The organism is Hyphococcus sp. (genome assembly GCF_041986965.1).
GTDB lineage: Bacteria > Pseudomonadota > Alphaproteobacteria > Caulobacterales > Parvularculaceae > Hyphococcus.
The window spans coordinates 82,059-103,677 of sequence record NZ_JBHIXB010000002.1 but is presented as its reverse complement, the minus strand read 5'-3'; the positions used below and the strand labels follow the sequence as shown (position 1 = coordinate 103,677).

Sequence of the window (21,619 nt, the reverse complement as noted above, 5' to 3'; positions counted from 1 at the left end):
GGGACCTAAACCCCCGCGAATTCATCAAAGGGTGGAACGGGAAGCGCTAGTCGCTACCCGTTCTGAAGCTCGACATTGAGGCCGAGCGAACGCATTTCTTTCACGAGCACGTTGAAGCTTTCCGGGATGCCCGCTTCGAAGCTGTCGTCGCCGCGGACGATAGCCTCGTAGACTTTGGTGCGGCCGGCGACGTCGTCCGACTTCACGGTGAGCATTTCCTGCAGCGTATAAGCCGCGCCGTAAGCTTCGAGCGCCCAGACTTCCATCTCGCCGAAACGCTGACCGCCGAACTGGGCCTTGCCGCCAAGCGGCTGCTGCGTGACGAGCGAGTACGGGCCGATGGAGCGCGCGTGGATTTTGTCGTCGACCAGGTGGTGGAGCTTCAAGAGATACTTGTAGCCCACCGTGACCTTGCGCTTGAAGGTGTCGCCAGTGCGCCCGTCAAAGAGCGTCACCTGACCTGACTCTTCAAGGCCGGCCTTGGTCAGCATCTCGACGATTTCCGCTTCGCGGGCGCCGTCAAAGACCGGCGTGGCGATGGGAACGCCGCGCACAAGGTTCTGGCCAAGCTCTTTCAGCTCCTCATTGGAGCGCGGCAGCACCTGATCCTCGCCATAGACGTCCTTGAACTTGGCGATAAGGTCTTCCCGGGTCGCCTGATCGCTATCCCACTCTTCAAGCAGGTTGTCGATCTGACGGCCGAGACCGCGACACGCCCAGCCAAGATGCGTTTCAAGAATCTGACCCACATTCATGCGCGACGGCACGCCCAGCGGGTTGAGCACGATGTCGACCGCGGTGCCGTCTTCGAGGAACGGCATGTCTTCCATGGGCGCGATTTTCGAAATGACGCCCTTGTTGCCGTGACGGCCGGCCATCTTGTCGCCCGGCTGAAGCTTGCGCTTCACGGCGACGAAGACCTTGACCATTTTCATGACGCCCGGCGGCAGCTCGTCGCCGCGCTTCAGCTTGTCGACCTTGTCTTCAAAACGGGCCTCGAGGCGCGCTTTCGACTCATCGAACTGCTTCTTCATGGCTTCGATTTCGGTCATCACCGCATCATCGGCGACGCCAACTTTCCACCACTGGCCTTTGGACAGCTGGTTGTCGAGCACGTCTTCGGTGATCGCGCCTTTTTCAAAGCCCTTCGGACCGGAGACAGCATCCTTGCCCATCAAAAGCGGCTTCAGACGGCCGTAGACGTTGCGCTCCAGGATCGCGAGTTCGTCGTCGCGGTCTTTTGCGAGACGCTCGATCTCCTCGCGCTCGATCGAAACCGCGCGCTCGTCCTTGTCGACGCCGTGACGGTTGAAGACGCGGACTTCAACGACCGTGCCCGCAACGCCCGGCGGCAGTTTCAGCGAGGTGTCGCGAACGTCGGACGCTTTCTCGCCGAAGATGGCGCGCAGGAGTTTTTCCTCCGGCGTCATCGGGCTTTCGCCCTTCGGCGTGATCTTGCCGACGAGAATATCGCCCGGATGGACTTCGGCGCCGATGGCGACGATGCCGGCCTCGTCAAGGTTGCGCAGCGCTTCTTCCGAAACGTTCGGAATGTCTCGGGTGATCTCTTCCGGACCGAGCTTGGTGTCGCGCGCCATCACCTCAAACTCTTCGAGGTGGATGGACGTGAACACGTCGTCGCGCACGATGCGTTCGGAGATGAGGATGGAGTCCTCGAAGTTATAGCCGTTCCAAGGCATGAACGCGACGAGCACGTTCTTGCCCAGCGCGAGTTCGCCAAGATCCGTCGACGGACCGTCGGCGATGATGTCGCCTTCGCGGACCTGATCGCCGATCTTTACCAGCGGGCGCTGGTTGATACAGGTGTTCTGGTTCGAACGCTGGAATTTGCGCAGGTTGAAAATGTCGACGCCCGGCTTGGTGGGGTCTTTTTCTTCTGTCGCGCGAATAACGATGCGCTGCGCGTCCACCTGTTCGACGACGCCTGTGCGGCGGGCGGCGACCGCGGCGCCGGAATCCCGGGCCACCACCGATTCCATGCCGGTGCCGACAAACGGCGCTTCAGCCTGGAGAAGCGGCACAGCCTGACGCTGCATGTTCGAGCCCATGAGGGCGCGGTTGGCGTCGTCATTTTCAAGGAACGGGATGAGCGCGGCTGCGACCGAAACGAGCTGTTTCGGCGAGACGTCGATATAGGCCACATCCTCGCGCGGCACGAGAGTCGCGTCGCCGCCGACGCGGCAGTTGACGAACTCGTTCGCAAGCTTGCCGTTTTCGTCGACTTCGGCGTTCGCCTGCGCGATGGCGAAGCGTTGCTCCTCCATGGCGGAGAGATAGATGACGTCATCCGTCACCTTGCCGTCGATGACGCGGCGATACGGGCTTTCGATGAAGCCGTATTTATTGACCTGCGCGTGGGTCGCCAGGGAGTTGATGAGACCGATATTCGGCCCTTCCGGCGTTTCAATCGGGCAGATCCGGCCATAGTGGGTCGGGTGAACGTCGCGGACTTCAAAGCCGGCGCGCTCACGGGTGAGACCGCCCGGACCAAGCGCGGAAAGACGGCGCTTGTGGGTGATCTCGGAGAGCGGGTTGGTCTGGTCCATGAACTGCGAGAGCTGCGAGGAGCCAAAGAACTCACGCACCGCGGCCGCCGCCGGCTTGGCGTTGATAAGGTCGTGCGGCATCAGCGTGTCGAGCTCCTGGCTGGACATGCGCTCTTTAATGGCGCGCTCCATGCGCAGGAGGCCGATGCGATACTGGTTTTCCATCAACTCGCCGACCGAACGCACCCGGCGGTTGCCGAGATTGTCGATATCGTCGATTTCGCCATTGCCGTCGCGCAGCTGGACGAGGGTTTTCAGGACAGCGAGAATGTCTTCCTTGCGGAGCGTCCTCAGCGTGTCTTCAGTCTCGAAACCGAGACGGATGTTCATCTTCACCCGGCCGACCGAAGACAGGTCATAACGCTCGGGATCGAAGAACAGGGAATAGAAAAGGCCTTCCGCCGTTTCCAGTGTCGGCGGCTCGCCCGGACGCATGACGCGGTAGATATCAATCAGCGCCATCTCGCGGTTGCGGTTCTTGTCCGCATTGAGCGAGTTGCGGACATAACCGCCAATATTGATGTGATCGACATCGATCGTATCGAAGGAGTTGACGCCGATCTCTTCAAAGGTCTCGAGATGCGCCGGCGTGATCTCTTCCCCCGCCTCGGCGTAGATCTCGCCATTGTCGAAATTAACGAGGTCGGAAGCGAAATAGCGCCCGATCATCTCCTCATCGGACAGGAGAAGTTCTTTCAGGCCTTCTTCCGCGAGCTTTTTCGCCGCGCGCGCCGACAGCTTTTTGCCGGCTTCGAGAACAACCTCGCCATTCTTGGCGTTGATGAGATCGCGCTCGACCTTCACGCCTTTCCAGCGCTCAGGGTTGTACGGCATGGTCCAGCCGGTCTTGATCTTTTTGTGGGAGACGCGGTCATAGAACTCGTCGAGGATCTCTTCCTGATCCATGCCGAGCGCATAGAGGAGCGTCGTCGCCGGCAGCTTGCGGCGGCGGTCGATGCGGACATTGACGATGTCCTTGGCGTCGAATTCAAAATCGAGCCAGGAGCCGCGGTAAGGAATGATCCGCGCGGCGAACAGAAGCTTGCCCGACGAATGGCTCTTGCCCTTGTCATGGTCGAAGAAGACGCCCGGCGAACGGTGCATCTGGGAAACGATGACGCGCTCTGTTCCGTTGACGATGAAAGTGCCGTTGTCGGTCATGAGCGGCATGTCGCCCATGTAAACTTCCTGCTCCTTGATATCCTTGACGGATTTGGCGCCGGTCTCTTCATCCACTTCAAAAACGATCAGGCGCAGCGTCACCTTGAGCGGCGCCGCATAGGTCATGTCGCGCTGCTGACACTCTTCGGTGTCATATTTAGGCTCCTCGAACTCGTAGGAGACATATTCAAGGGTTGCAGTCTCGGTGAAATCCGAGATCGGGAAGACCGAGCGGAACACCGCTTCGAGGCCTTCAAGCAGGCGATCTTCGGGTTTTGCGAAGCGCTGCAGGAATTGTTCGTAGGAATCTTTTTGAACCTGGATCAGGTTCGGCATGGGGGCCGCATCGCCGATACGACCGAAATTTTTGCGAATGCGTTTCTTCTCAACGAAGGATTGCGCCATCTTATCCTCACAAGCGGGTGTCAGCCGTTCAAACGCGTAAGCGCACCCTTGCGGACAACAGGGTTAACGCATGCGCAAAAACCCGCCGGCCGGACCAGGTTCGACCGCGGGTCGCGGGTGACTAAATTTTGATCTCGATTATCCGAAGCACGTCGCCGCAAAGCCTGAAGCCGCCGGTGGGGTCCACCGGCGGCGAATGGGTGTAATAAGCACGCTCGCGCCCCTCCGCAACCCCCTGTGTTAAGAAAATGGGGGAAGAATTCGGGGCCCAAACGCGCCCTTCCAGCGTTTTCGCCGAACCTATTTGAGTTCGACTTTGGCGCCGGCGTCTTCGAGCTTTTTCTTGATTTCTTCGGCTTCGGCCTTCGCCGCAGCTTCCTTGACCGCTTTGCCGCCAGCTTCGACGAGCTCTTTGGCTTCTTTCAGGCCAAGACCCGTGATCGCGCGAACTTCCTTGATCACGTTAATCTTCTTGTCGCCTGCGTCGACCAGAATGACGTCGAATTCGGTCTTTTCTTCAGCAGCTTCGCCGCCGCCGGCGCCCGGGGCAGCCGCAACCGCAACCGCGCCTGCAGCCGGCTCGATGCCGTACTCGTCTTTCAGGATGTTTTTCAGCTCAGCCGCTTCCAGAAGCGTCAGGCCAACAAGCTCTTCAGCCAGTTTTTTAAGATCAGCCATTGTCTTAGTTTCCTAGTTCTTTGATTAGATTACAAAATTGGTTCGAACGTTACGCTGCTTCGCGATTCTCCAGAGTCTCCAGGATGCCGGCGATATTGGACGCCGGGGCGCCGAGGGCGCCGGCGAGTTCCGCCGCGGGAGACGTGATGGTCGCAACGATAGAGGCGATGAGTTCTTCGCGTGACGGCATGGAGGCAAGCGCTTCCACCCCTTTCACGTCCATGATTTCCTCGCCCATCGCGCCGCCGAGGATCGTGAGTTTTTCATTATCCTTGGCGAATTTTTTGACGGCTTTCGCCGCCGCGACCGGGTCTTCGGAGAACGCAATGGCGGTCGGCCCCTGGAACAAATCGACGAGCTTTTCCGCCGGTTTTCCAGAGATCGCGATCTTGGCGAGACGATTCTTGACGATTTTCATGGAAGCGCCGGCCTCGCGCAGCTCACCGCGCAGAGACTCAAATTCAGCGACCGAAAGGCCGCCATTCGCCACCACGACAACCGTGTTCGCATCGAACACGCCGCCGATCCATTCGACCATTTCCGCCTTTTGGGTTCTGTCCATGAGGCAGGTCCTTTGGTTCAAACAAGGCCGGAAGACGCCTCCCGGCCCCAATTATCCCCGCCCGAAAGCGGGGGGCTTCGATCTATGCGGAAGATAAAGCGGAAACCAAAAAGGCTCCCGCGTTTCCCGCAGAGAGCCTGCCCCAGAAGGTCTCATGAACATCCGGTGCGAAAACCGGCTGATCCTTTTCCCTCTGTCTATGCAGGAGATTAAGAGGAGAAACTCCTCACCCGCAGTCTCGGACAGGTATCCACACACGTCCGAGGACGTCTGTGGAAGGCCGTGCTCATACCGGCTTTTTCGGTGAAAGCAACCCCCTGTGCGGCGTAAATCACTAGCCTTTGACCTTGGCGAACAGCGTTACGAGCTCGCTGAATTTATCGCGCTGTTCCGCCGCGTCACCCGAGGCAATGGCGTCTTCCACACATGAAGCCGCATGGTCAGCCAAAATGGCGTCCTCCACCCGCGACAATGCAGCCTTCACCGCCTGAACCTGGTGCAGAATGTCGATGCAATAGCGGTCTTCCTCGATCATTCGGGCGACGCCGCGGACCTGTCCCTCTATGCGATTAAGCCGTTTGATTGTCGCTGTTTTGTCGCCGTGACCTGTTATAACGTCCTCGTGACTTGAGTATACCCTATGGGGGTATATATGCGCTTAATCAGAAAATGAAACGCCCCACCATATTCTGGGAGAAACCAGATGACTAATGAGCATAATTGTCATGTAGACGCCCATTCAGGGCACAGCGCTGACAGCACAAATCCCCTCATCACCTCTGCCCAGGCGACTCTGCACTGTCTCACCGGTTGCGTAATCGGCGAAGTCGCAGGCTTGACGATCGGCGTTAGCCTCGGCATCGGTGTTTGGCCAACCATCATTCTGGCCACCAGCCTGGCCTATATTTCCGGCTTCACGCTTGGCCTCCTTCCTGTGATGCGCCGTCAACAGAAATCATTCTGGCAAGCGCTGAAGCTCATATGGATAGGTGAAGCTATATCCATCGGCGTAATGGAAATAGCGATGAACGGCGCTGATTATCTTGTTGGCGGGATGCAGACGGGATCTGTCTTATCGCCGATTTTCTGGCTTGGTTTGGCGATAGCAGTGCCAGCAGGTTTCCTCGCTGCGTGGCCGGTGAACTGGTGGCTGTTAAGCCGTGACCTGAAGAAATGCCACTAGGTCAGTTGCGCTTCAAAATCTGACCACGGGGATCGTTGGTCACCGCATGGCAGGCGACCGCGCGATGACCGTCATCATCCTGCGGCGCGTCAAAAGGCGACGGCTCACCGGTCGCCTCTTCCCAAGTGAGGGTTTTGAGCCCATTCGGCGTGCACATGACAAGCTCGAAGCCGTCGCCTTCCTGCGCCACAGAGGCGCCCGCGGGCATAAGCTGAGCAACGGCGAACAGCGAGACCATGGCGCGCAACAGGAGCTTGCGCGACACCCACTGCCGCAATGCCAAGCCGTTCTGCACTGTCAGGCTTTTTATGAACCGCATCACCGCCGCGCGCCCTTTGTCATTCAGGACGACTAAACGCTGTTTCACGAGGGGCGGCAATGGACGGCGCAGGAGCTTAGTGACGCATCCCGGTTAAATCACCGGCGGCTGAGGCGCAGCGGCGAGATCATCCGCCGGGGCCGCATCCAGATCGCCGAGCGTTGCGTGATGATGGTGATGCTCTTCCGGCGCTTCGGCAGCGGACGCCTCCTCCGGCGCATCGCTTTCATGATCGTCATGGTCGTTCTGCGCCAGGGCGTCGATGGACTGATCAAGATCAATGTCTTCTTCGGACAAGTGACCGTCTGGCGCATGTCCAGCCCCGGGGGCTGTGTGCCCGGCATGGGCGCCGCCCGCATCCGCAGCCTGATGCGCGCCATGGTTTGAATGTCCTGCAGACTGATGCGCAGACATATCGTGTGCGCCGTCATGATGTTCACCGTCATGGGAAGCCTGCGCAGCATGCGCCGCGCCCTCATGCTGATCATGACCTTGTCTGTGAACGCCTGATGAAGCGGCGTGATGGTTGTCATGCCCCGCGCCGGCGCCTTGATGCGATCCATGATGGCCCGCATGCGGTGACTGATGACCGGCCGCATGCGCCCCCTCGCCCGCATGCGCATCATGCCCAATGGTCATGGTGTTGTGGTTGGCATGCGTTTCGTGGCGGTCGTGATCGCCATGATCGCGCGCATAAGCGTTCGCAAAGCGTGAGGCGAAAGGATCGGCAAGATAAGATGCGTGCGTCAGATGGCCGTCATGACCGGCGCCAGAGGCCAGCCCATCATGATCATGCCCCGCGGCCGCATAGGCTTCGCCCGGCAGGCAGTCTTCGCCAAAGCTGGAAAGATCATCCACCGCCACTAGACCGGCGAGCGGGTCGAACGCTTCTTCTTTTGCAGCGGCGGAAACCAGCGAGGCGCTGATCGCTGCTGTCAGGCTGAGCGTCGGCGATTTGCCTTTTTTGAGGGCCGCCTGAAAAGCCTTCTGCGCGCGCCGGTTTTTGAGGACAGACGCGAGCGCGGCGATATCTGTCAGGTCCGGGTTAAGCGCCTTTAACGGCATGCAGGAAACTCCACTACGCAACAGCGGGTGGGATAGCCCGGATTCCTTGAAAATCCGGCGCAACGATGCGCACAATTTTAAACGTCTGAGGACCGGTCACGTCGCAGCAGCATTGCGCATAGGTCAGCGCGCAGGCTCAGCTGCGCGATCCTCCATCACGTCGTCCAGGACATTGCCGACGCCGCTTTCTTCGGCGGCGGCCAATTCTTCCCGATGGTTCTGCGACGCGGGATCGCTGCTATCGCCCTTTAACGCTACGTTTTCATCCTTGCGGCGTTCTTCAGCCATCGCCGCGAGCAAATCCTCGGCGTCAAAGTCGGGAAGGTCATTATCTTCCATGTCGAACCCATCAATGCTGACAGGGTTCTCATAAGATAAACCGCATGCCTAAAAACACCCGTGGAAGCGTTACAATCTATTATGGATTGGCCGAGATGCGCCGGTGTAGCTTCGGCCGAATAAAGATGGGCTGCGTCAAAACAAAAACGGCCCCGCGAAGGGGCCGTTTTCAAGCTCAGTTTTAACGTGGGCTTACGCAGCGCCGGCCGTTTCGACCTTCACGCCCGGGCCCATGGTGGAGGAGATCGCAATCTTCTTCACATAGGTGCCCTTGGCGCCTGCAGGCCGGGCTTTGGTCACCGCATCGATGAACGCCTTGGCGTTTTCAGCAATGGCTTTTTCGTCAAAGCTCGCCTTGCCGATCCCGGCGTGGACGATGCCTGCTTTTTCAACACGGAACTCAACGGCGCCGCCTTTGGAGTCCTTCACGGCCTGCGCCACATTCGGCGTCACCGTGCCGACCTTCGGGTTCGGCATCAGGCCGCGGGGGCCGAGCACTTTGCCGAGACGGCCGACAACGGCCATCATGTCCGGCGTCGCGATGACGCGGTCGAAGTCCATGAAGCCGTCCTGAATTTTCTGCATCAGGTCTTCGGCGCCGACGATGTCCGCGCCGGCTTCCTTGGCTTCTTCGGCTTTGGCGTCTTTTGCAAACACCGCAACGCGAACGCTCCGGCCCGTGCCGTTCGGCAGCGAGACAACGCCGCGCACCATCTGATCGGCGTGACGGGGATCGACGCCGAGATTCATGGCGATTTCGATTGTTTCATCGAATTTTGCGGTTGCGTGCTTTTTGACTTCCGCGACAGCTTCCTCAACGGAATACTGTTTATTGCGATCAATCGCCTTGCGCGCCGTGTGAATTTTCTTTCCAGATTTCGCCATCGTCCTTACCCCTGTACCTCAAGGCCCATGGCCCGCGCCGAACCCATGATGATCTTTGTCGCCGCGTCGAGATCGTTGGCGTTGAGATCTTTCATTTTCGCTTCAGCGATTTCACGGCACTGCGCCGTGGTCACTGTACCGGCGACGGCTTTGCCAGGCGTCTGACCGCCCTTTTGCAGCTTCGCCGCTTTCTTCAGGTAGAACGACGCCGGCGGCGTCTTGGTGATGAACGTAAAGGACTTGTCGGAAAAAATGGTGATGATGGTCGGAACCGGCATCCCCTTTTCCATTTCCTGCGTCTTGGCGTTAAACGCCTTGCAGAATTCCATGATGTTGAGACCGCGCTGGCCGAGCGCCGGGCCGATCGGGGGTGACGGCGTCGCCGCTCCCGCCGGCACCTGAAGTTTCAGGTAGCCTGAGATTTTCTTCGCCATTTTATAGCCTTCTCGTTTGTTGTGGCGGAGACCGACTTAACGATCGCCGCCCGTTGAAGGGACGCGGTCCGGTTTGGGAAGGACTTGGCCCAAAACCTCCCGCGAAGGCCGGGCTCTTAGAGGAGACAGGGCCTTCCCGCAAGGGCGAAAAGAGCGGATTTTGAAGGGAAAAGCTAAAAAGGAAACGGGCGGCCCCTATGGGGGACTTGGGGCCGCCCGCCCTTGATACGCAACGATACGATACTGATACGCAACTGAAGATGCGAGAAATTGGCGGAAACGCCATCTCTCGTGATGTTATACAATTACATTCTTAAGAGTGCAAGAGATTGGAAAATTCCCCTCAGAGGGGAGAGAGAAAAACTCTGAGGGGAAAAGTCTATCGGAGAAACCTGCGCCCGGCGGGTATGAGAGGGGGAGAAACGTTCCCGGCCAGACGCAACGTTTACTTACTTACGAGGGGCGGCGAGGCGAAATCAGCACGGGGGAGAGAGAAAGCTGACCGCCTCGCCTACGCGCGGTTAAACACAACGCCCTCGCGATGAGTGGAATATTGCAAGCACTTGGCCAAAAGTCGCGGCAAAAATGTGTCATTTTTGCGATGCAAGATCACGTATTGTTATAATATCTTACTCTCAACATGAGCATAATTTTCACAAGCATCTGTTTTTAAATGAATTTCTTGATTTTTGGATATATTTCAAATTGAATTGGATTTTGTAACAATTCGCAGGCGCAGCAATCAGCTCCCCGCCGGCGCCAGCTCCGCATCGATAATATTCACGAAAAACTCCCGCAGCCCCGGGATCGCCGAAACGAGCGGCAGGTTCGCCGCGGTCCGGTCGCGCCGGCGCACGGGAACAAGGCCGCATTCGGCGACCAGGCGCTCGAACCTGGCGACCGTCATCCGGTTCATGCCCGGCGACCAGCTTGCCGCGCCGTCGTCGCGATAAAGGCCGCGAATGCGAAACACGGCCCTTTCTGAGAACAGGAGATTGATCCACGGCGCCCGGGTGAAGAAATGCATGTGATGACCGTATGGCGCCATCCACAACGGTCCGAAGCTGAGATAAATTCGTCCGCCCGGCGCGAGCCCCCTCTTCATCTCTCGCAAATTTTCCGTAGGCTGAATAAAATGCTCCATGGCGTTGAGCGAGATCACCATGTCGAAATCGCCTGAGACGGTTTCAGCGAAGGAAACATTGTTCACGCCTTCTTTCGACGCGAGCGACTGGCCATGGGCGCGCCGGTTCGCCTCAATCTCCACACCCAGCACTTGCGCCGCTCCGGCTTTCGCCAGCGCCACGGACTGAAACCCGTCGCCGCAGCCATAGTCGAGAACGCGCTTGCCTTTGACGCTTTCGGTGAAACCGGGAAAAGCTTCTTCAAGTTGCGCCAGCGCGGACTCCACCGTCCATTGCCGGGTCGGCGCTTCATAGTTCGACGTTTTGTCGACATCGTCAGGATGATCGGAAAGCGCGAGCAACAAACGCTCGCCAAAACTCAAGGGGCCGAGCCGCTCGGCAGCGATGTCGAATTTCCCCCTGCGCGCCATCCTTAAAGCAGCATCGCCGCCGGCTCTTCAATGAACGCCTTGAAGGCGGTGAGGAACTCCGCGCCCACCGCGCCGTCGACGACCCGGTGATCGCAGGTGAGCGTCACGGTCATGACATTGCGGATCACCATCTCGCCATTCCTGACGACCACCCGCTCCTCACCGGCGCCGACCGACATGATCGCGCCGTGCGGCTGGTTCACAATGGAGGCGAAGCTTTTAATCCCGAACATGCCGAGATTGGAGACGGAGAAGGTGCCGCCCTGATACTCTTCAGGCTTCAGCTTTTTCTGGCGCGCCCGGCCCGCCATGTCTTTGACTTCAGCGGAAATCTGTTTGAGCCCCTTCTCCTCCGCTTTCCAGACAATCGGCGTGATGAGGCCGCCGTCAATCGCCACCGCGACGCCGATATCGGCATGTTTGTGGAGAAGGATCGCCTCATCCGTATAGGTCGCATTCGCCGCCGGCACTTTTTTGAGCGCCATGGCCGACGCCTTGATGATGAAATCATTCACCGACAGCTTGAAGGCGTCATCACCCTCTTTGGGCGATGTCGCGTTGATCCGCGTGCGCGCCGCTAAAAGATTGTCGAGCTCAACGTCGATATTGAGCGGGAAATGCGGCACTTCCTGATTGAAGCTCTGGGTGAGGCGCTTGGCGATGACCTTGCGCATGCCGTCAAGTTTGACCGCCGTATAACTGTCTTCAGGATAGAGCCGCGCATCGACCGAGGCCGGCGCGATCTGGGCGGGTTTCGCAGCGGCGGGCGCCGCTTTGCCGGTTCCTTCTTTCATCGCCTTTTCAACGTCGCGCTTGACGATGCGGCCATGGGGACCCGTACCGGATACGGCCGACAGGTCGAGCCCTTCATTTTGCGCAATGCGTTTCGCCAGCGGCGAAGCGAGGATGCGGCCGTTCGCTTTCGGCGCTGGAGCAGCCTTTGGGGCAGGCGACGCCGAACCATTTGCAGGCTTGGCCTCTTCTTTTTTCAGCGTTTCGGCTTTTTCTTCTTTCGTCGGAGCGGTTCCGCCGCTGCCGCTATTATCAAGCGCGCTCACATCAATATCGCCCGCGCTTTCGCCGTCTTCGAGCAACACAGCGATCGGGGCGTTCACTTTCACATTCTCCGTGCCCGCCTCGATAATGATCTTGCCGACGGTCCCCTCATCCACCGCCTCGACCTCCATCGTGGCCTTGTCGGTCTCAATCTCGGCGATGACGTCACCCGACGACACCTTGTCGCCCTCCTTGACGTTCCATTTGGCGAGCGTGCCTTCCTCCATGGTCGGCGACAGAGCGGGCATCAGGATCGGGGTTGGCATGCCGTTAGTCCTTGTACATGACGGCTTTGACCGCCTTCACGATTTTATCCGCATTGGGGAGGCTTAACGCTTCAAGATTGGCCGCGTAGGGAAGCGGCGCGTCTTCCTGCGTCACGCGCGCGGGCGGTGCATCGAGATAATCGAAAGCGTGCTGCGTCACCTGCCAGCCGACTTCGGCGCCGACGCCGCAGGGCGCCCAGCCTTCTTCCACCGTGACGACGCGATTGGTTTTGCGCACGGACTCCAGCACCGTTTCGACGTCCATGGGCCGCAACGTGCGCAAGTCGATGACTTCCGCCGAGACGCCCTCTTCTTCGAGCTTCGCAGCCGCCTCCAATGAAAACTTCACGCCGCGGGAATAGGAAACGATGGTGACGTCGGTTCCTTCGCGTGCAATTTTCGCTTTCCCGATGGGCAACACCCAGTCATCGACCTCGGGCACATCCATCGTGTCGCCGTAAAGCAATTCATGCTCGAGGAAGACAACGGGGTTCGGATCGCGGATCGCCGCCTTCAGAAGACCTTTGGCATCAGACGCCGAGTAAGGCGAAATCACGATCAGGCCCGGCACGTTGGAATACCACGCGGCGTAATCCTGCGAGTGTTGCGCGGCGACGCGGCTTGCGGCGGCGTTGGGGCCGCGGAACACAATGGGCGATCCCATCTGACCGCCGGACATGTAACGCGTCTTCGCGGCTGAGTTGATGATGTGGTCGATCGCCTGCATGGCGAAGTTCCATGTCATGAACTCGACAATGGGTTTCAGCCCTGCAAAGGCGGCCCCGACGCCGAGACCGGCGAAGCCATATTCGGTGATCGGCGTGTCGACGACCCGCCTCGGCCCGAACTCGTCGAGGAGCCCGCGCGAGACCTTATAGGCGCCCTGATATTCCGCGACCTCTTCGCCCATCAGGAAGACGTCAGGGTCACGGCGCATCTCTTCGGCCATGGCGTCCCGCAGCGCGTCACGGATCGTCGTCGGGACCATCTCCACATCGGCGGGAAGTTCCGGATCGGCTGCGGCGGTCACAGCGGGCTGCGGTGGGGCGGCTTCTTCCCCGGCTGGCTCGTCTTCTCCCCCGGCCTCAGGTGCTGACTTGGCTTCCGACTGGGCCTCTTCTTTCGGGGCGGCTCCGTTCAGCTTCGAGACGTCGATATCGTCAGCGCTCTCCCCGTCATCCACCAGAACGGCGATGGGGTCGTTGACCTTCACATTCTCCGTTCCTTCAGCGACGAGGATTTTTCCGACGGTCCCCTCATCCACCGCCTCGACTTCCATGGTCGCCTTGTCGGTCTCAATTTCCGCAATCACGTCTCCGGACGAGACTTTGTCTCCCTCTTTCACATTCCATTTGGCGAGGGTGCCCTCTTCCATAGTCGGCGAGAGAGCAGGCATGAGGATCGGCGTTGGCATTGATATGTCTCGACTTTCGATCTGGGGCCCGCGATCTGGAGCAGCACGCCGGCCGTTCGGCCCTTCCTAGCCGCTGCGCCGGGAAGCGGACAAGAGCTAATATGCGCAGCTAAATCCATACAATAGATGCAGAATTTCTTGATGCGGCGCAAAAAGCCGACCGGAAACACGATGAATGCGCGCTTCGACGCGGCGGAACGAACTCGCCAGCCTCAAGAAACGGCGCCATAGTCGCCTGTAGGGGACATTTCACGAACAACCTAGGAGGGGCGTTTCCATGCGACTGATTGGAAGAATTTTCGGCGGGCTGTTGCTGCTCGTTATTTTGGCCGTGGCGGGCGCCGCCATGTGGTTCTGGTTCACGCCGGTCGGGGTGAACAATTACATCAACAAAGTGACCATTCAGCTGGCGGTCGACTCGCCGGAGCTCTTGACCGGGCTCGGCATGATCGACAACACGCCCCTCGATTTCCATTCCGGCAAGCTCGCCGACTACACCAAGGCCCAGGACGAAAAGACCATGGCCAAGCTGAAAAAAGCGCGGGCCGGTCTCGACAAATACGGTCCTGACGGGCTTGACGGCCAGGAGCTGCTGTCATGGGAAATCACGGCCTGGTTCTTTGACGATATTATCCGTCAGGCGGAATTCGAATATGGCGGGTATCGCGTGGTGCAAAATTCCGGCGTCACGGTGGATCTCCCGCAATTCCTCACCGACACCCATGTCATCAAGAACGAGAAAAGCGTCAAACGCTATATCTCCCGCATTAACGAATTCGGCCGCGTGCTCGGCGAAGTCAAAGCCAGGGTTGAAGACGACCGCGCTCACGGCGTTGTGCCCCCGGATTTCATCATCGAAAAGTCGCTCGGCGTCATGCGCTCTTTCATTGAGGGCGGCGCGTCAGAAAACCCGCTTGTCACGACCATGCCGGACAAGCTGAAAGAGATTGACGGCCTTAGCGACGAGGAACAGGCCGCTTATCTCGCGGAAATTGAGGACGCGGTCGCAGCCGAGGTCATCCCCGGTTACGAAGCCATGATCGCGCTTTATGAAGAGCTGCTTGAAAACACCGATCACAACGCCGGCATCTGGCGCATTCCGGACGGCGACAAGATTTACGCCGCTGCTCTGAAGTCCAACACAACAACCAACATGACAGCCGACGAAATCCACAATGTCGGCCTGTCGGAAGTGGCGCGCATCGAGACCGAAATGGACGCCATCATGACCGCGGAAGGTTATACGGAAGGCGCCGTGTCGGAACGCGTGAAAGCGCTTATGACTGCGCCCGAGCATAATTTTCCGAACACCGACGAAGGCCGTCAACAGATGCTCGATTACCTTGTCGAGCTGAATGACGAAGTGATGGCGAAAGCGCCGGAATTTTTCGCCACCATTCCGGATCAGGAACTGGAGATCGTGCGCGTGCCCGAATATTCGCAGGATTCCGCGCCGGGCGGGTATTACAATCAGGCGGCCATCGATGGCTCGCGTCCGGGCCGGTTCTACATCAACCTCAAAAACACCACCGACAATCCGCGCTGGACATTGCCGACGCTGCTCTATCACGAAGCCGCGCCCGGCCATCACTTCCAGATTTCGGTATCGCAAAAAATGAAGAATGTGCCGATGTTGCGCACCCTCTCGCCCTTCTCGGCCTACACCGAAGGCTGGGCGCTTTACGCTGAACGTCTCGCGGCGCAGGACATGGGCATGTATGCGGACGATCCGCTTGGCGATCTCGGACGGCTTCAGGCGGAAATGTTCCGCGCCGTGCGTCTTGTGGTCGACACCGGCATGCACGCGAAAAAATGGTCGCGCGAAGAAGCCATCGCCTACATGGTAGAAAAAACCGGCATGACCGAAGAGGAAGTCACGCGTGAAATCGAACGCTATGTGGTCTGGCCGGGTCAGGCCACCGCCTACAAGACCGGCCAGCTTGCGATCCTCGATATTCGCGCAAAAGCCGAAGCAGAGCTTGGCGACAAGTTCAACTTGCGCGATTTCAACGAGATGATCCTCATCAATGGCGCCATGCCCCTCGACATCCTGCGCGAGGTCGCTGACGACTGGGTCGAGGACCAGAAAGCATAGAGCAATGTCTGATCAGTCCGAAAACGCCAGGCCAAGAATTCTTCTGTGGACGGTTGTTTTCGGACTCGGCTTCAATATCCTTGGCTGGCTGGGCAACAATCTGTTGCTCGGCCAGTTATGGGACGCAGCAGGCGAAGCGGCTCAAATGGGATTTACGCCGCCCTGGCCGCCCATCGTAAAAGAACTGGTGAGTCTCGTTTCCGACTTCATCTATGCGTTCGCTATGGTCTGGCTGTTCGCTAACGCCCGGCGCAAGACCGTAGCATTTGCACTCAAACTCGCTTTTGTGATCTGGCTCGCAGGCGCTGCGCTAGTTTACCTTGTGTTGGTTAATCTGGGCTTCCTGCCGGCGGAAATCTCGCTCAAGACCGCGATTTTAGCGCTTATCATCTTTTTGGCCGCGGCCCTGCTCCTGCCGCTGGTCATCAAAAACTAACGACAACGGGATATCTCAACGCCCGCGTTAACTTGACGTTTGTCAATGCGGCGCGGCCTGTTCTATGCATGCTAAAGGGCAGTATCCAAGTGAGTTAATAAAGGCGCGAAGTCCCATGTCGTATCTTCCCACCAACCCGAAGGACCCGACCCTTTTTGAGTTTGACGCGGTCAAGGATCTCGGCAAGGAGCTGAGCGAGACCTACGCTTCTGGCGATCCCTTCCCGCATATCGCTATCGACAACTTCCTGCCTGAAAACCTGATCAATCTGTGCATTGAAAAGTTTCCTCAAAGGCCCGATCCGGGCAGCGAAAGCTTTGACCGCGATCAGGAGCGCTACAAGACCAGCTATCATCCGGACAATATGGAGCCGGAGCTGCGTCATCTTTTCTATGCGTTCAACTCGCGGCCTTTCATTCGCATCGTTGAAAACATCACCGGCATCAGGGGGCTTATCCCCGATCCGTTTTACCTCGGCGGCGGTTTTCACGAGACCCGCCAGGGCGGTCATCTCGACATGCATGCGGACTTTAACCATCACAAGCCGCTTGATCTCGAACGCCGCGTCAATGTCCTCATCTATCTCAACCCGGACTGGAAAGAGGAATATGGCGGGCAGCTTGAGCTTTGGCGCACGGACATGTCAGAGCAGGTTCAGTCAATCCTGCCGCTCGCCAATCGCTGTGTGATGTTCACGACGACGGGCCAGTCCATGCACGGCCACCCGAAGCCGATCAATCATCCGAATGGCGGCGCACGCCGGTCCATCGCGCTTTATTACTACACCTCCACCTGGGACGAGACGAAAGCCTCCAAGACCACCCAGTTCTACGCCCGGCCCGGCACCCATGACCGTTATGACTGGCATGTGCGCTCCGACGAGTTCCTGAAGGACGTCTTGCCGCCGGTGCTCATGCGTCAGGTGGCCCGGGTGCGGCGCAAGCTGGCCCGCTAGCCGAAAGGCTACGGGGCGCGGCGCTTGGCGCAGTCGGGGACGTCCGGGAGCGGGCCTTGCGGAATTGAGGGGTTTCCGTTATGTCCCGGCCCCTTCCGCCCGGCCCCGCTTGCCTGTCTTTGACATCGCGGCCCGGCTCCCTAAATAGGCTCCACGAGGCCCGGCCCCAGCGCCAAGAGAGACATTCATGACCGCCGTCATTCTTACGATTCACACCCTTATCGTGATCGCCCTGATCGGCGTCGTGCTCCTGCAGCGCTCTGACGGCGGCGCCCTTGGCCTTGGCGGCGGTGGGGGCGGCGGCGGCTTCATGACCGGCCGCGGCGCGGCAAACGCCCTGACGCGCACCACCTCCATCCTGGCGGCGGCTTTTTTCGCCACATCCCTGATTCTCGCGATCCGCGCCGGCGGCGGGGAAGACGATGAGCGGGTGATTGACGAGCTGACCGGCGCGGCCAGCGCCCCGGCGGCTGTCGAGACCACGACCGATCCCGCCGACATTACCGCTGACGACCTGTTGAATTCTCTCGGCGCCGAAGAAACGGCGCCGGCGGAGAACGAACCGGCGACCACCGAAGACCTGCTTGAAGATCTTGGCGTTGAGACCCAGCCGGGCGGCGAAGCCGACGCGCCGGCGGCGCCGGCCGACGAGGCCCCGTCTGAAGAAGAAACGCCGCAGGAATAACGTTTCCCCCCGCGATTTCGGCCTTTTTCGCATCTTTTAAAAATAGCGTTTGCCCCTGACGGAATCTTCGCTAAGACGGACTTCCATGGCGCGGTACATATTCATTACCGGCGGCGTGGTGTCGTCTCTCGGAAAAGGTGTTGCTTCGGCGGCGTTGGGCGCGCTCCTTCAGGCGCGTGGCTACAAGGTTCGATTGCGCAAGCTCGACCCTTATCTGAATGTCGATCCCGGCACTATGTCGCCCTATCAACACGGCGAAGTCTTTGTCACCGATGACGGGGCGGAGACCGATCTCGATCTCGGTCACTATGAACGCTTCACGGGCGTGTCGGCCTCAAAAGGCGACAATGTGACGACCGGGCAGATCTATTCGAATATTCTCGAACGCGAACGGCGCGGCGATTATCTCGGCGCGACGGTGCAGGTGATCCCGCATGTCACTGACGCCATCAAACAGTTCGTCCTGTCTGACGCCGGCGGCGCGGATTTCGTTTTATGCGAGATCGGCGGCACGGTCGGCGATATTGAGGCGCTGCCTTTCTTCGAAGCCATCCGCCAGCTCGGCAACGAACTGCCGCGCGGCGACGCCGTTTATGTCCATCTGACCTTGATGCCGTTCATCCCGTCTGCGGGTGAGCTCAAAACCAAACCCACCCAGCATTCGGTGCGCGAACTGCGCGCGATCGGCATTCAGCCGGACGTATTGCTTGTGCGGGCCGACCGCGACATCCCGCAAGACGAGCGCCGCAAGATCGCGCTCTTTTGTAACGTCCGCTCATCCGCCGTGGTGCAGGCGCTCGATTGCCGCACGATTTACGAAGTGCCCCTGACCTATCACAAGGAAGGCTTTGACAGCGAAGTGCTCGACGCCTTCGGCGTCAAGAACCCGCCAGAGCCGAAGCTGGAAGGCTGGCAAAATATTGTCGAACGCATCACAGCTCCCGATGGCGAAGTCACCATCGCTGTGGTCGGCAAATATACGGTCCTGAAAGACGCCTATAAGTCGCTCATCGAGGCGATCGCCCATGGCGGCATCGCCAATAATGTGCGCGTCAATATCGAGTGGATCGAGAGCGACAAGTTCGAAAAGGAAGAAGAGGCGATCTCCGCCCTTGAAGGCGTCCATGGCATTCTCGTGCCCGGCGGCTTTGGCGAGCGCGGCGCAGAAGGCAAGATCAAGGCGGCGCAATTCGCCCGTGAAAAAGAGATCCCCTATTTCGGCATCTGTTACGGCATGCAGATGGCGGTGATCGAAGCGGCGCGAAACCTGGTCGGTGAAAAAGACGCAAGCTCGTCGGAGTTCTCACAGTGCGGCAAGCCGGTGGTCGGCCTCATGACCGAGTGGGTGCGCGGCAATGAAACCGAAACCCGCAAACAGGACGGCGACCTTGGCGGCACCATGCGCCTCGGCGCCTATCCGGCGCGCCTCAAACGGGGCAGCCGCGTCGCCGAAATCTATGGCTCGGAAGACATATCCGAACGCCACCGGCACCGTTTCGAGGTGGACAAAAACTGGGCCGACCGGCTCGCCGCCCATGGCGTCATTTTCTCAGGCACGTCGCCTGACGGTGAATTGCCCGAGATTATGGAGATTCCGGACCATCCGTGGTTTATCGGCGTCCAATATCATCCGGAGCTGAAATCCCGTCCGTTCGATCCGCACCCCCTCTTTGCGTCCTTTATAGACGCTGCGGTCAAGCGTTCGCGCCTGGTCTAGGCGCGGGCTCACCCGTCCATATTTCTCCTTAAAGACGAAAAGCGATCGCCCTTTCGCTCGCCAGAACGCAATATGGAAATAATTTGAAAAAACTTTGTCTCAAATGCGGAACGAAGCTGATCCCGCCGCGTTCCTCCCCTGTGTGCAGTTCTACTACCGGGAGATAATCAATATGAGACTTCGTCATTTAGCCATCGCCGCCGCGACGCTCGCCGCCTCCACAGGCGCGGCCCACGCAACAACATTCATATTCAAAGGCGACGGCAACAATGTCACGCCGCTTGGCGCAGAAGGCGTAGACTATGCCCGCGACTGCGGCACTGTCGGTTCTGACTACTGCACCATCAATGACGCCGCCGGCTTTGATTACGAGCTCGACGGCGTCAATTTAAATGTCGTCGCGTTCGCCGAAGGCCAGCCGACCCGCCTCATTCAGGATGTGGTGCCCGGTGATTCAGGTCTTGGCGCCTTTTCGGAAATGAACCCGAATGACGACCAGACCCAGTTCGATACGGGCGAATCGATCGCCTTCACTTTCGATGAAGAAGTCACCGTCACGGATGTTGAATTCAACGCCGGCGGCGACGTCAATTGCTCAAGCTTTGGCGATGAAGGCCCTTGTGGTGACTTCCGCCTGACCATTGACGGCATGGTGGTTGGCGTTATCGCAGCGCAGGATGTCATCGGCTTCCTCGGTACAGGCATGTCCTTCCTGATCGAAGCGCTGACGCCGGAAGGCGGTTTCTCCATCGCCCAGTTGACTGTCAACGCCAGCGAAGTGCCGGTGCCGGCCGCCCTGCCGCTGCTTCTCTCAGGACTTGCGGGTCTTGGTTTCGCCGCCCGCAAACGCCGCGACCCCATCGCATCGCGGTAAGCTTCCCCATGAAGCCAGACTGGCGCCGCAGCTTTCGGCTGCAGCGCTTTTTTTATGCCTTTATTTTTGCGTCGCCAGACGGCAGCCGGTAGACTTGGCGCAAGCCGCAAAAGGAGACCGCCGCCTTGCTTCAATCCGTTCTTATCACCGGCGCATCCAGCGGCATTGGCGAGGAATGCGCCGTCTTCCTCGCTCATAAAGGCTTTCGCGTGTTTGCAGCGGCGCGCCGGATCGACAAGCTGAAAGAGCTGACCGCCGTTGGATCGGGGCGCATCACGCCCCTGCAAATGGATGTCACCGACCAGGCCTCCATTGAGGCTGCGCTAAAAACAATCGCAGATGAACGGATCAGGCTTTACGGGCTCATCAACAATGCAGGCGTTTCCGCGATGGGGCCGGTTGAAAAGCTCCCCCTCGATGAGTGGCGCAGGTTATTCGAAACCAACCTTTTCGGCCTTGTGGCCGTGACGAAGGCCGTGCTGCCGCAAATGCGCGCAGCGGGGCGCGGACGCATCATCAATGTCGGCTCGCTGACGGGACGCATCGCCTCACCGTTCCAGGGCGCTTACGCAGCCACGAAACATGCGGTCGAAGGCATGTCGGATTCGCTCCGGCGCGAACTTGTGCCCTATGGCGTCAAGGTTTCCGTCATTCGGCCCGGCGCGATCAATACGCCCTTCGGCCAGCATGAAGTGGAGATGCTCGCCAACTATGAAAATGACGATCCTTACGGGGATCAGGTGCGCACTTTCAAAGCCTGGTTTTCACGGCAGCATCCGACGGCGCCCTCGCCTGTCGTTGTCGCTGAAGCTGTCCATCACGCCCTGACAGCGGAAAATCCGCATTCGCGTTACACCGCGCCGTTCAAAATGTCTTATGCGCTGGCTTTGCGAAATCTTCTGCCGTCCGGCGTCACCGACCGTGTGCTGGAGCGCGTCAACGGACTCGCCAAATACCGGAAGTAATCC

At 59.0% G+C, this 21,619-nt stretch carries 20 protein-coding genes; 8 read left to right on the top strand and 12 right to left on the bottom strand.

Going from position 1 to position 21,619, the window contains the following annotated elements:
• Positions 1 to 53: 53 nt before the first annotated feature.
• From rpoB to ACFC5L_RS09455, 4 genes are all read right to left on the bottom strand, one after another.
• On the bottom strand, positions 54 to 4,133 hold the full coding sequence (gene rpoB, locus ACFC5L_RS09470) for a DNA-directed RNA polymerase subunit beta (protein ID WP_375203185.1): 4,080 nt from the start codon (positions 4,131 to 4,133) through the stop codon (positions 54 to 56).
• Between the two features lie 300 nt (positions 4,134 to 4,433).
• Complete coding sequence (rplL, locus tag ACFC5L_RS09465) at positions 4,434 to 4,811, bottom strand: 50S ribosomal protein L7/L12 (RefSeq protein ID WP_375203186.1); 378 nt, start codon at positions 4,809 to 4,811, stop codon at positions 4,434 to 4,436.
• Positions 4,812 to 4,860: 49 nt separating this feature from the next.
• Entirely contained in the window at positions 4,861 to 5,373 is a 513-nt protein-coding gene (rplJ, locus tag ACFC5L_RS09460; protein ID WP_375203187.1) for a 50S ribosomal protein L10, read from the bottom strand.
• A 334-nt stretch (positions 5,374 to 5,707) separates the two neighbouring features.
• Positions 5,708 to 5,986 carry a metal-sensitive transcriptional regulator gene (locus tag ACFC5L_RS09455; protein ID WP_375203290.1) on the bottom strand — a complete coding sequence of 93 codons (279 nt, stop codon included), beginning with the start codon at positions 5,984 to 5,986 and terminating at the stop codon, positions 5,708 to 5,710.
• Positions 5,987 to 6,076: 90 nt separating this feature from the next.
• Here ACFC5L_RS09455 and ACFC5L_RS09450 point away from each other — a divergent pair, with 90 nt between their 5' ends.
• Positions 6,077 to 6,556, top strand: coding sequence for a DUF4396 domain-containing protein (locus ACFC5L_RS09450; RefSeq protein WP_375203188.1), 480 nt, complete (start codon positions 6,077 to 6,079; stop codon positions 6,554 to 6,556).
• A gap of 1 nt (position 6,557) precedes the next feature.
• On the opposite strand, the gene ACFC5L_RS09445 is transcribed toward ACFC5L_RS09450, so the two are convergent.
• From ACFC5L_RS09445 to ACFC5L_RS09410, 8 genes are all read right to left on the bottom strand, one after another.
• Positions 6,558 to 6,923: a hypothetical protein gene (locus tag ACFC5L_RS09445; RefSeq protein ID WP_375210746.1), complete on the bottom strand. Its 366-nt coding sequence runs from the start codon at positions 6,921 to 6,923 to the stop codon at positions 6,558 to 6,560.
• A 45-nt stretch (positions 6,924 to 6,968) separates the two neighbouring features.
• Positions 6,969 to 7,940: a hypothetical protein gene (locus ACFC5L_RS09440; RefSeq protein ID WP_375203190.1), complete on the bottom strand. Its 972-nt coding sequence runs from the start codon at positions 7,938 to 7,940 to the stop codon at positions 6,969 to 6,971.
• A 123-nt stretch (positions 7,941 to 8,063) separates the two neighbouring features.
• On the bottom strand, positions 8,064 to 8,279 hold the full coding sequence (locus ACFC5L_RS09435) for a hypothetical protein (RefSeq protein ID WP_375203191.1): 216 nt from the start codon (positions 8,277 to 8,279) through the stop codon (positions 8,064 to 8,066).
• A gap of 192 nt (positions 8,280 to 8,471) precedes the next feature.
• Positions 8,472 to 9,164 carry a 50S ribosomal protein L1 gene (gene rplA / locus ACFC5L_RS09430; protein ID WP_375203192.1) on the bottom strand — a complete coding sequence of 231 codons (693 nt, stop codon included), beginning with the start codon at positions 9,162 to 9,164 and terminating at the stop codon, positions 8,472 to 8,474.
• Positions 9,165 to 9,169: 5 nt separating this feature from the next.
• A complete protein-coding gene (gene rplK / locus ACFC5L_RS09425; RefSeq protein ID WP_375203193.1) occupies positions 9,170 to 9,598 on the bottom strand; it encodes a 50S ribosomal protein L11 in 429 nt (142 codons plus the stop codon).
• Positions 9,599 to 10,340: 742 nt separating this feature from the next.
• A complete protein-coding gene (locus tag ACFC5L_RS09420; RefSeq protein ID WP_375203194.1) occupies positions 10,341 to 11,153 on the bottom strand; it encodes a class I SAM-dependent methyltransferase in 813 nt (270 codons plus the stop codon).
• A gap of 2 nt (positions 11,154 to 11,155) precedes the next feature.
• Positions 11,156 to 12,475, bottom strand: coding sequence for a pyruvate dehydrogenase complex dihydrolipoamide acetyltransferase (locus tag ACFC5L_RS09415; protein WP_375203195.1), 1,320 nt, complete (start codon positions 12,473 to 12,475; stop codon positions 11,156 to 11,158).
• A gap of 4 nt (positions 12,476 to 12,479) precedes the next feature.
• Complete coding sequence (locus ACFC5L_RS09410) at positions 12,480 to 13,889, bottom strand: pyruvate dehydrogenase complex E1 component subunit beta (protein WP_375203196.1); 1,410 nt, start codon at positions 13,887 to 13,889, stop codon at positions 12,480 to 12,482.
• A gap of 277 nt (positions 13,890 to 14,166) precedes the next feature.
• Between ACFC5L_RS09410 and ACFC5L_RS09405 the strand changes: the two genes are divergently transcribed.
• From ACFC5L_RS09405 to ACFC5L_RS09375, 7 genes are all read left to right on the top strand, one after another.
• The gene (locus tag ACFC5L_RS09405) at positions 14,167 to 15,984 is read left to right on the top strand and encodes a DUF885 domain-containing protein (RefSeq protein ID WP_375203197.1); all 1,818 of its coding nucleotides are present in this window, start codon (positions 14,167 to 14,169) and stop codon (positions 15,982 to 15,984) included.
• Positions 15,985 to 15,988: 4 nt separating this feature from the next.
• A complete protein-coding gene (locus tag ACFC5L_RS09400) occupies positions 15,989 to 16,420 on the top strand; it encodes a hypothetical protein (protein WP_375203198.1) in 432 nt (143 codons plus the stop codon).
• 115 nt (positions 16,421 to 16,535) lie between these two features.
• Positions 16,536 to 17,375, top strand: coding sequence for a 2OG-Fe(II) oxygenase (locus ACFC5L_RS09395; protein WP_375203199.1), 840 nt, complete (start codon positions 16,536 to 16,538; stop codon positions 17,373 to 17,375).
• A 187-nt stretch (positions 17,376 to 17,562) separates the two neighbouring features.
• Positions 17,563 to 18,060: a preprotein translocase subunit SecG gene (gene secG / locus ACFC5L_RS09390; protein ID WP_375203200.1), complete on the top strand. Its 498-nt coding sequence runs from the start codon at positions 17,563 to 17,565 to the stop codon at positions 18,058 to 18,060.
• A gap of 85 nt (positions 18,061 to 18,145) precedes the next feature.
• Positions 18,146 to 19,777 carry a CTP synthase gene (locus ACFC5L_RS09385; RefSeq protein WP_375203201.1) on the top strand — a complete coding sequence of 544 codons (1,632 nt, stop codon included), beginning with the start codon at positions 18,146 to 18,148 and terminating at the stop codon, positions 19,775 to 19,777.
• Positions 19,778 to 19,949: 172 nt separating this feature from the next.
• Positions 19,950 to 20,651: a VPLPA-CTERM sorting domain-containing protein gene (locus ACFC5L_RS09380; protein WP_375203202.1), complete on the top strand. Its 702-nt coding sequence runs from the start codon at positions 19,950 to 19,952 to the stop codon at positions 20,649 to 20,651.
• A gap of 125 nt (positions 20,652 to 20,776) precedes the next feature.
• Entirely contained in the window at positions 20,777 to 21,616 is an 840-nt protein-coding gene (locus tag ACFC5L_RS09375) for an SDR family oxidoreductase (RefSeq protein WP_375203203.1), read from the top strand.
• The last annotated feature ends 3 nt before the right edge of the window (positions 21,617 to 21,619 follow it).

Coding starts and splice junctions, on each gene's coding strand:
- rpoB (WP_375203185.1), bottom strand. CDS start 4,133: ATGGCGCAATCCTTCGTTGAGAAGAAACGCATTCGCAAAAATTTCGGT.
- rplL (WP_375203186.1), bottom strand. CDS start 4,811: ATGGCTGATCTTAAAAAACTGGCTGAAGAGCTTGTTGGCCTGACGCTT.
- rplJ (WP_375203187.1), bottom strand. CDS start 5,373: ATGGACAGAACCCAAAAGGCGGAAATGGTCGAATGGATCGGCGGCGTG.
- ACFC5L_RS09450 (WP_375203188.1), top strand. CDS start 6,077: ATGACTAATGAGCATAATTGTCATGTAGACGCCCATTCAGGGCACAGC.
- ACFC5L_RS09440 (WP_375203190.1), bottom strand. CDS start 7,940: ATGCCGTTAAAGGCGCTTAACCCGGACCTGACAGATATCGCCGCGCTC.
- ACFC5L_RS09435 (WP_375203191.1), bottom strand. CDS start 8,279: ATGGAAGATAATGACCTTCCCGACTTTGACGCCGAGGATTTGCTCGCG.
- rplA (WP_375203192.1), bottom strand. CDS start 9,164: ATGGCGAAATCTGGAAAGAAAATTCACACGGCGCGCAAGGCGATTGAT.
- rplK (WP_375203193.1), bottom strand. CDS start 9,598: ATGGCGAAGAAAATCTCAGGCTACCTGAAACTTCAGGTGCCGGCGGGA.
- ACFC5L_RS09420 (WP_375203194.1), bottom strand. CDS start 11,153: ATGGCGCGCAGGGGGAAATTCGACATCGCTGCCGAGCGGCTCGGCCCC.
- ACFC5L_RS09415 (WP_375203195.1), bottom strand. CDS start 12,475: ATGCCAACCCCGATCCTGATGCCCGCTCTGTCGCCGACCATGGAGGAA.
- ACFC5L_RS09410 (WP_375203196.1), bottom strand. CDS start 13,889: ATGCCAACGCCGATCCTCATGCCTGCTCTCTCGCCGACTATGGAAGAG.
- ACFC5L_RS09405 (WP_375203197.1), top strand. CDS start 14,167: ATGCGACTGATTGGAAGAATTTTCGGCGGGCTGTTGCTGCTCGTTATT.
- ACFC5L_RS09400 (WP_375203198.1), top strand. CDS start 15,989: ATGTCTGATCAGTCCGAAAACGCCAGGCCAAGAATTCTTCTGTGGACG.
- ACFC5L_RS09395 (WP_375203199.1), top strand. CDS start 16,536: ATGTCGTATCTTCCCACCAACCCGAAGGACCCGACCCTTTTTGAGTTT.
- secG (WP_375203200.1), top strand. CDS start 17,563: ATGACCGCCGTCATTCTTACGATTCACACCCTTATCGTGATCGCCCTG.
- ACFC5L_RS09385 (WP_375203201.1), top strand. CDS start 18,146: ATGGCGCGGTACATATTCATTACCGGCGGCGTGGTGTCGTCTCTCGGA.
- ACFC5L_RS09380 (WP_375203202.1), top strand. CDS start 19,950: ATGAGACTTCGTCATTTAGCCATCGCCGCCGCGACGCTCGCCGCCTCC.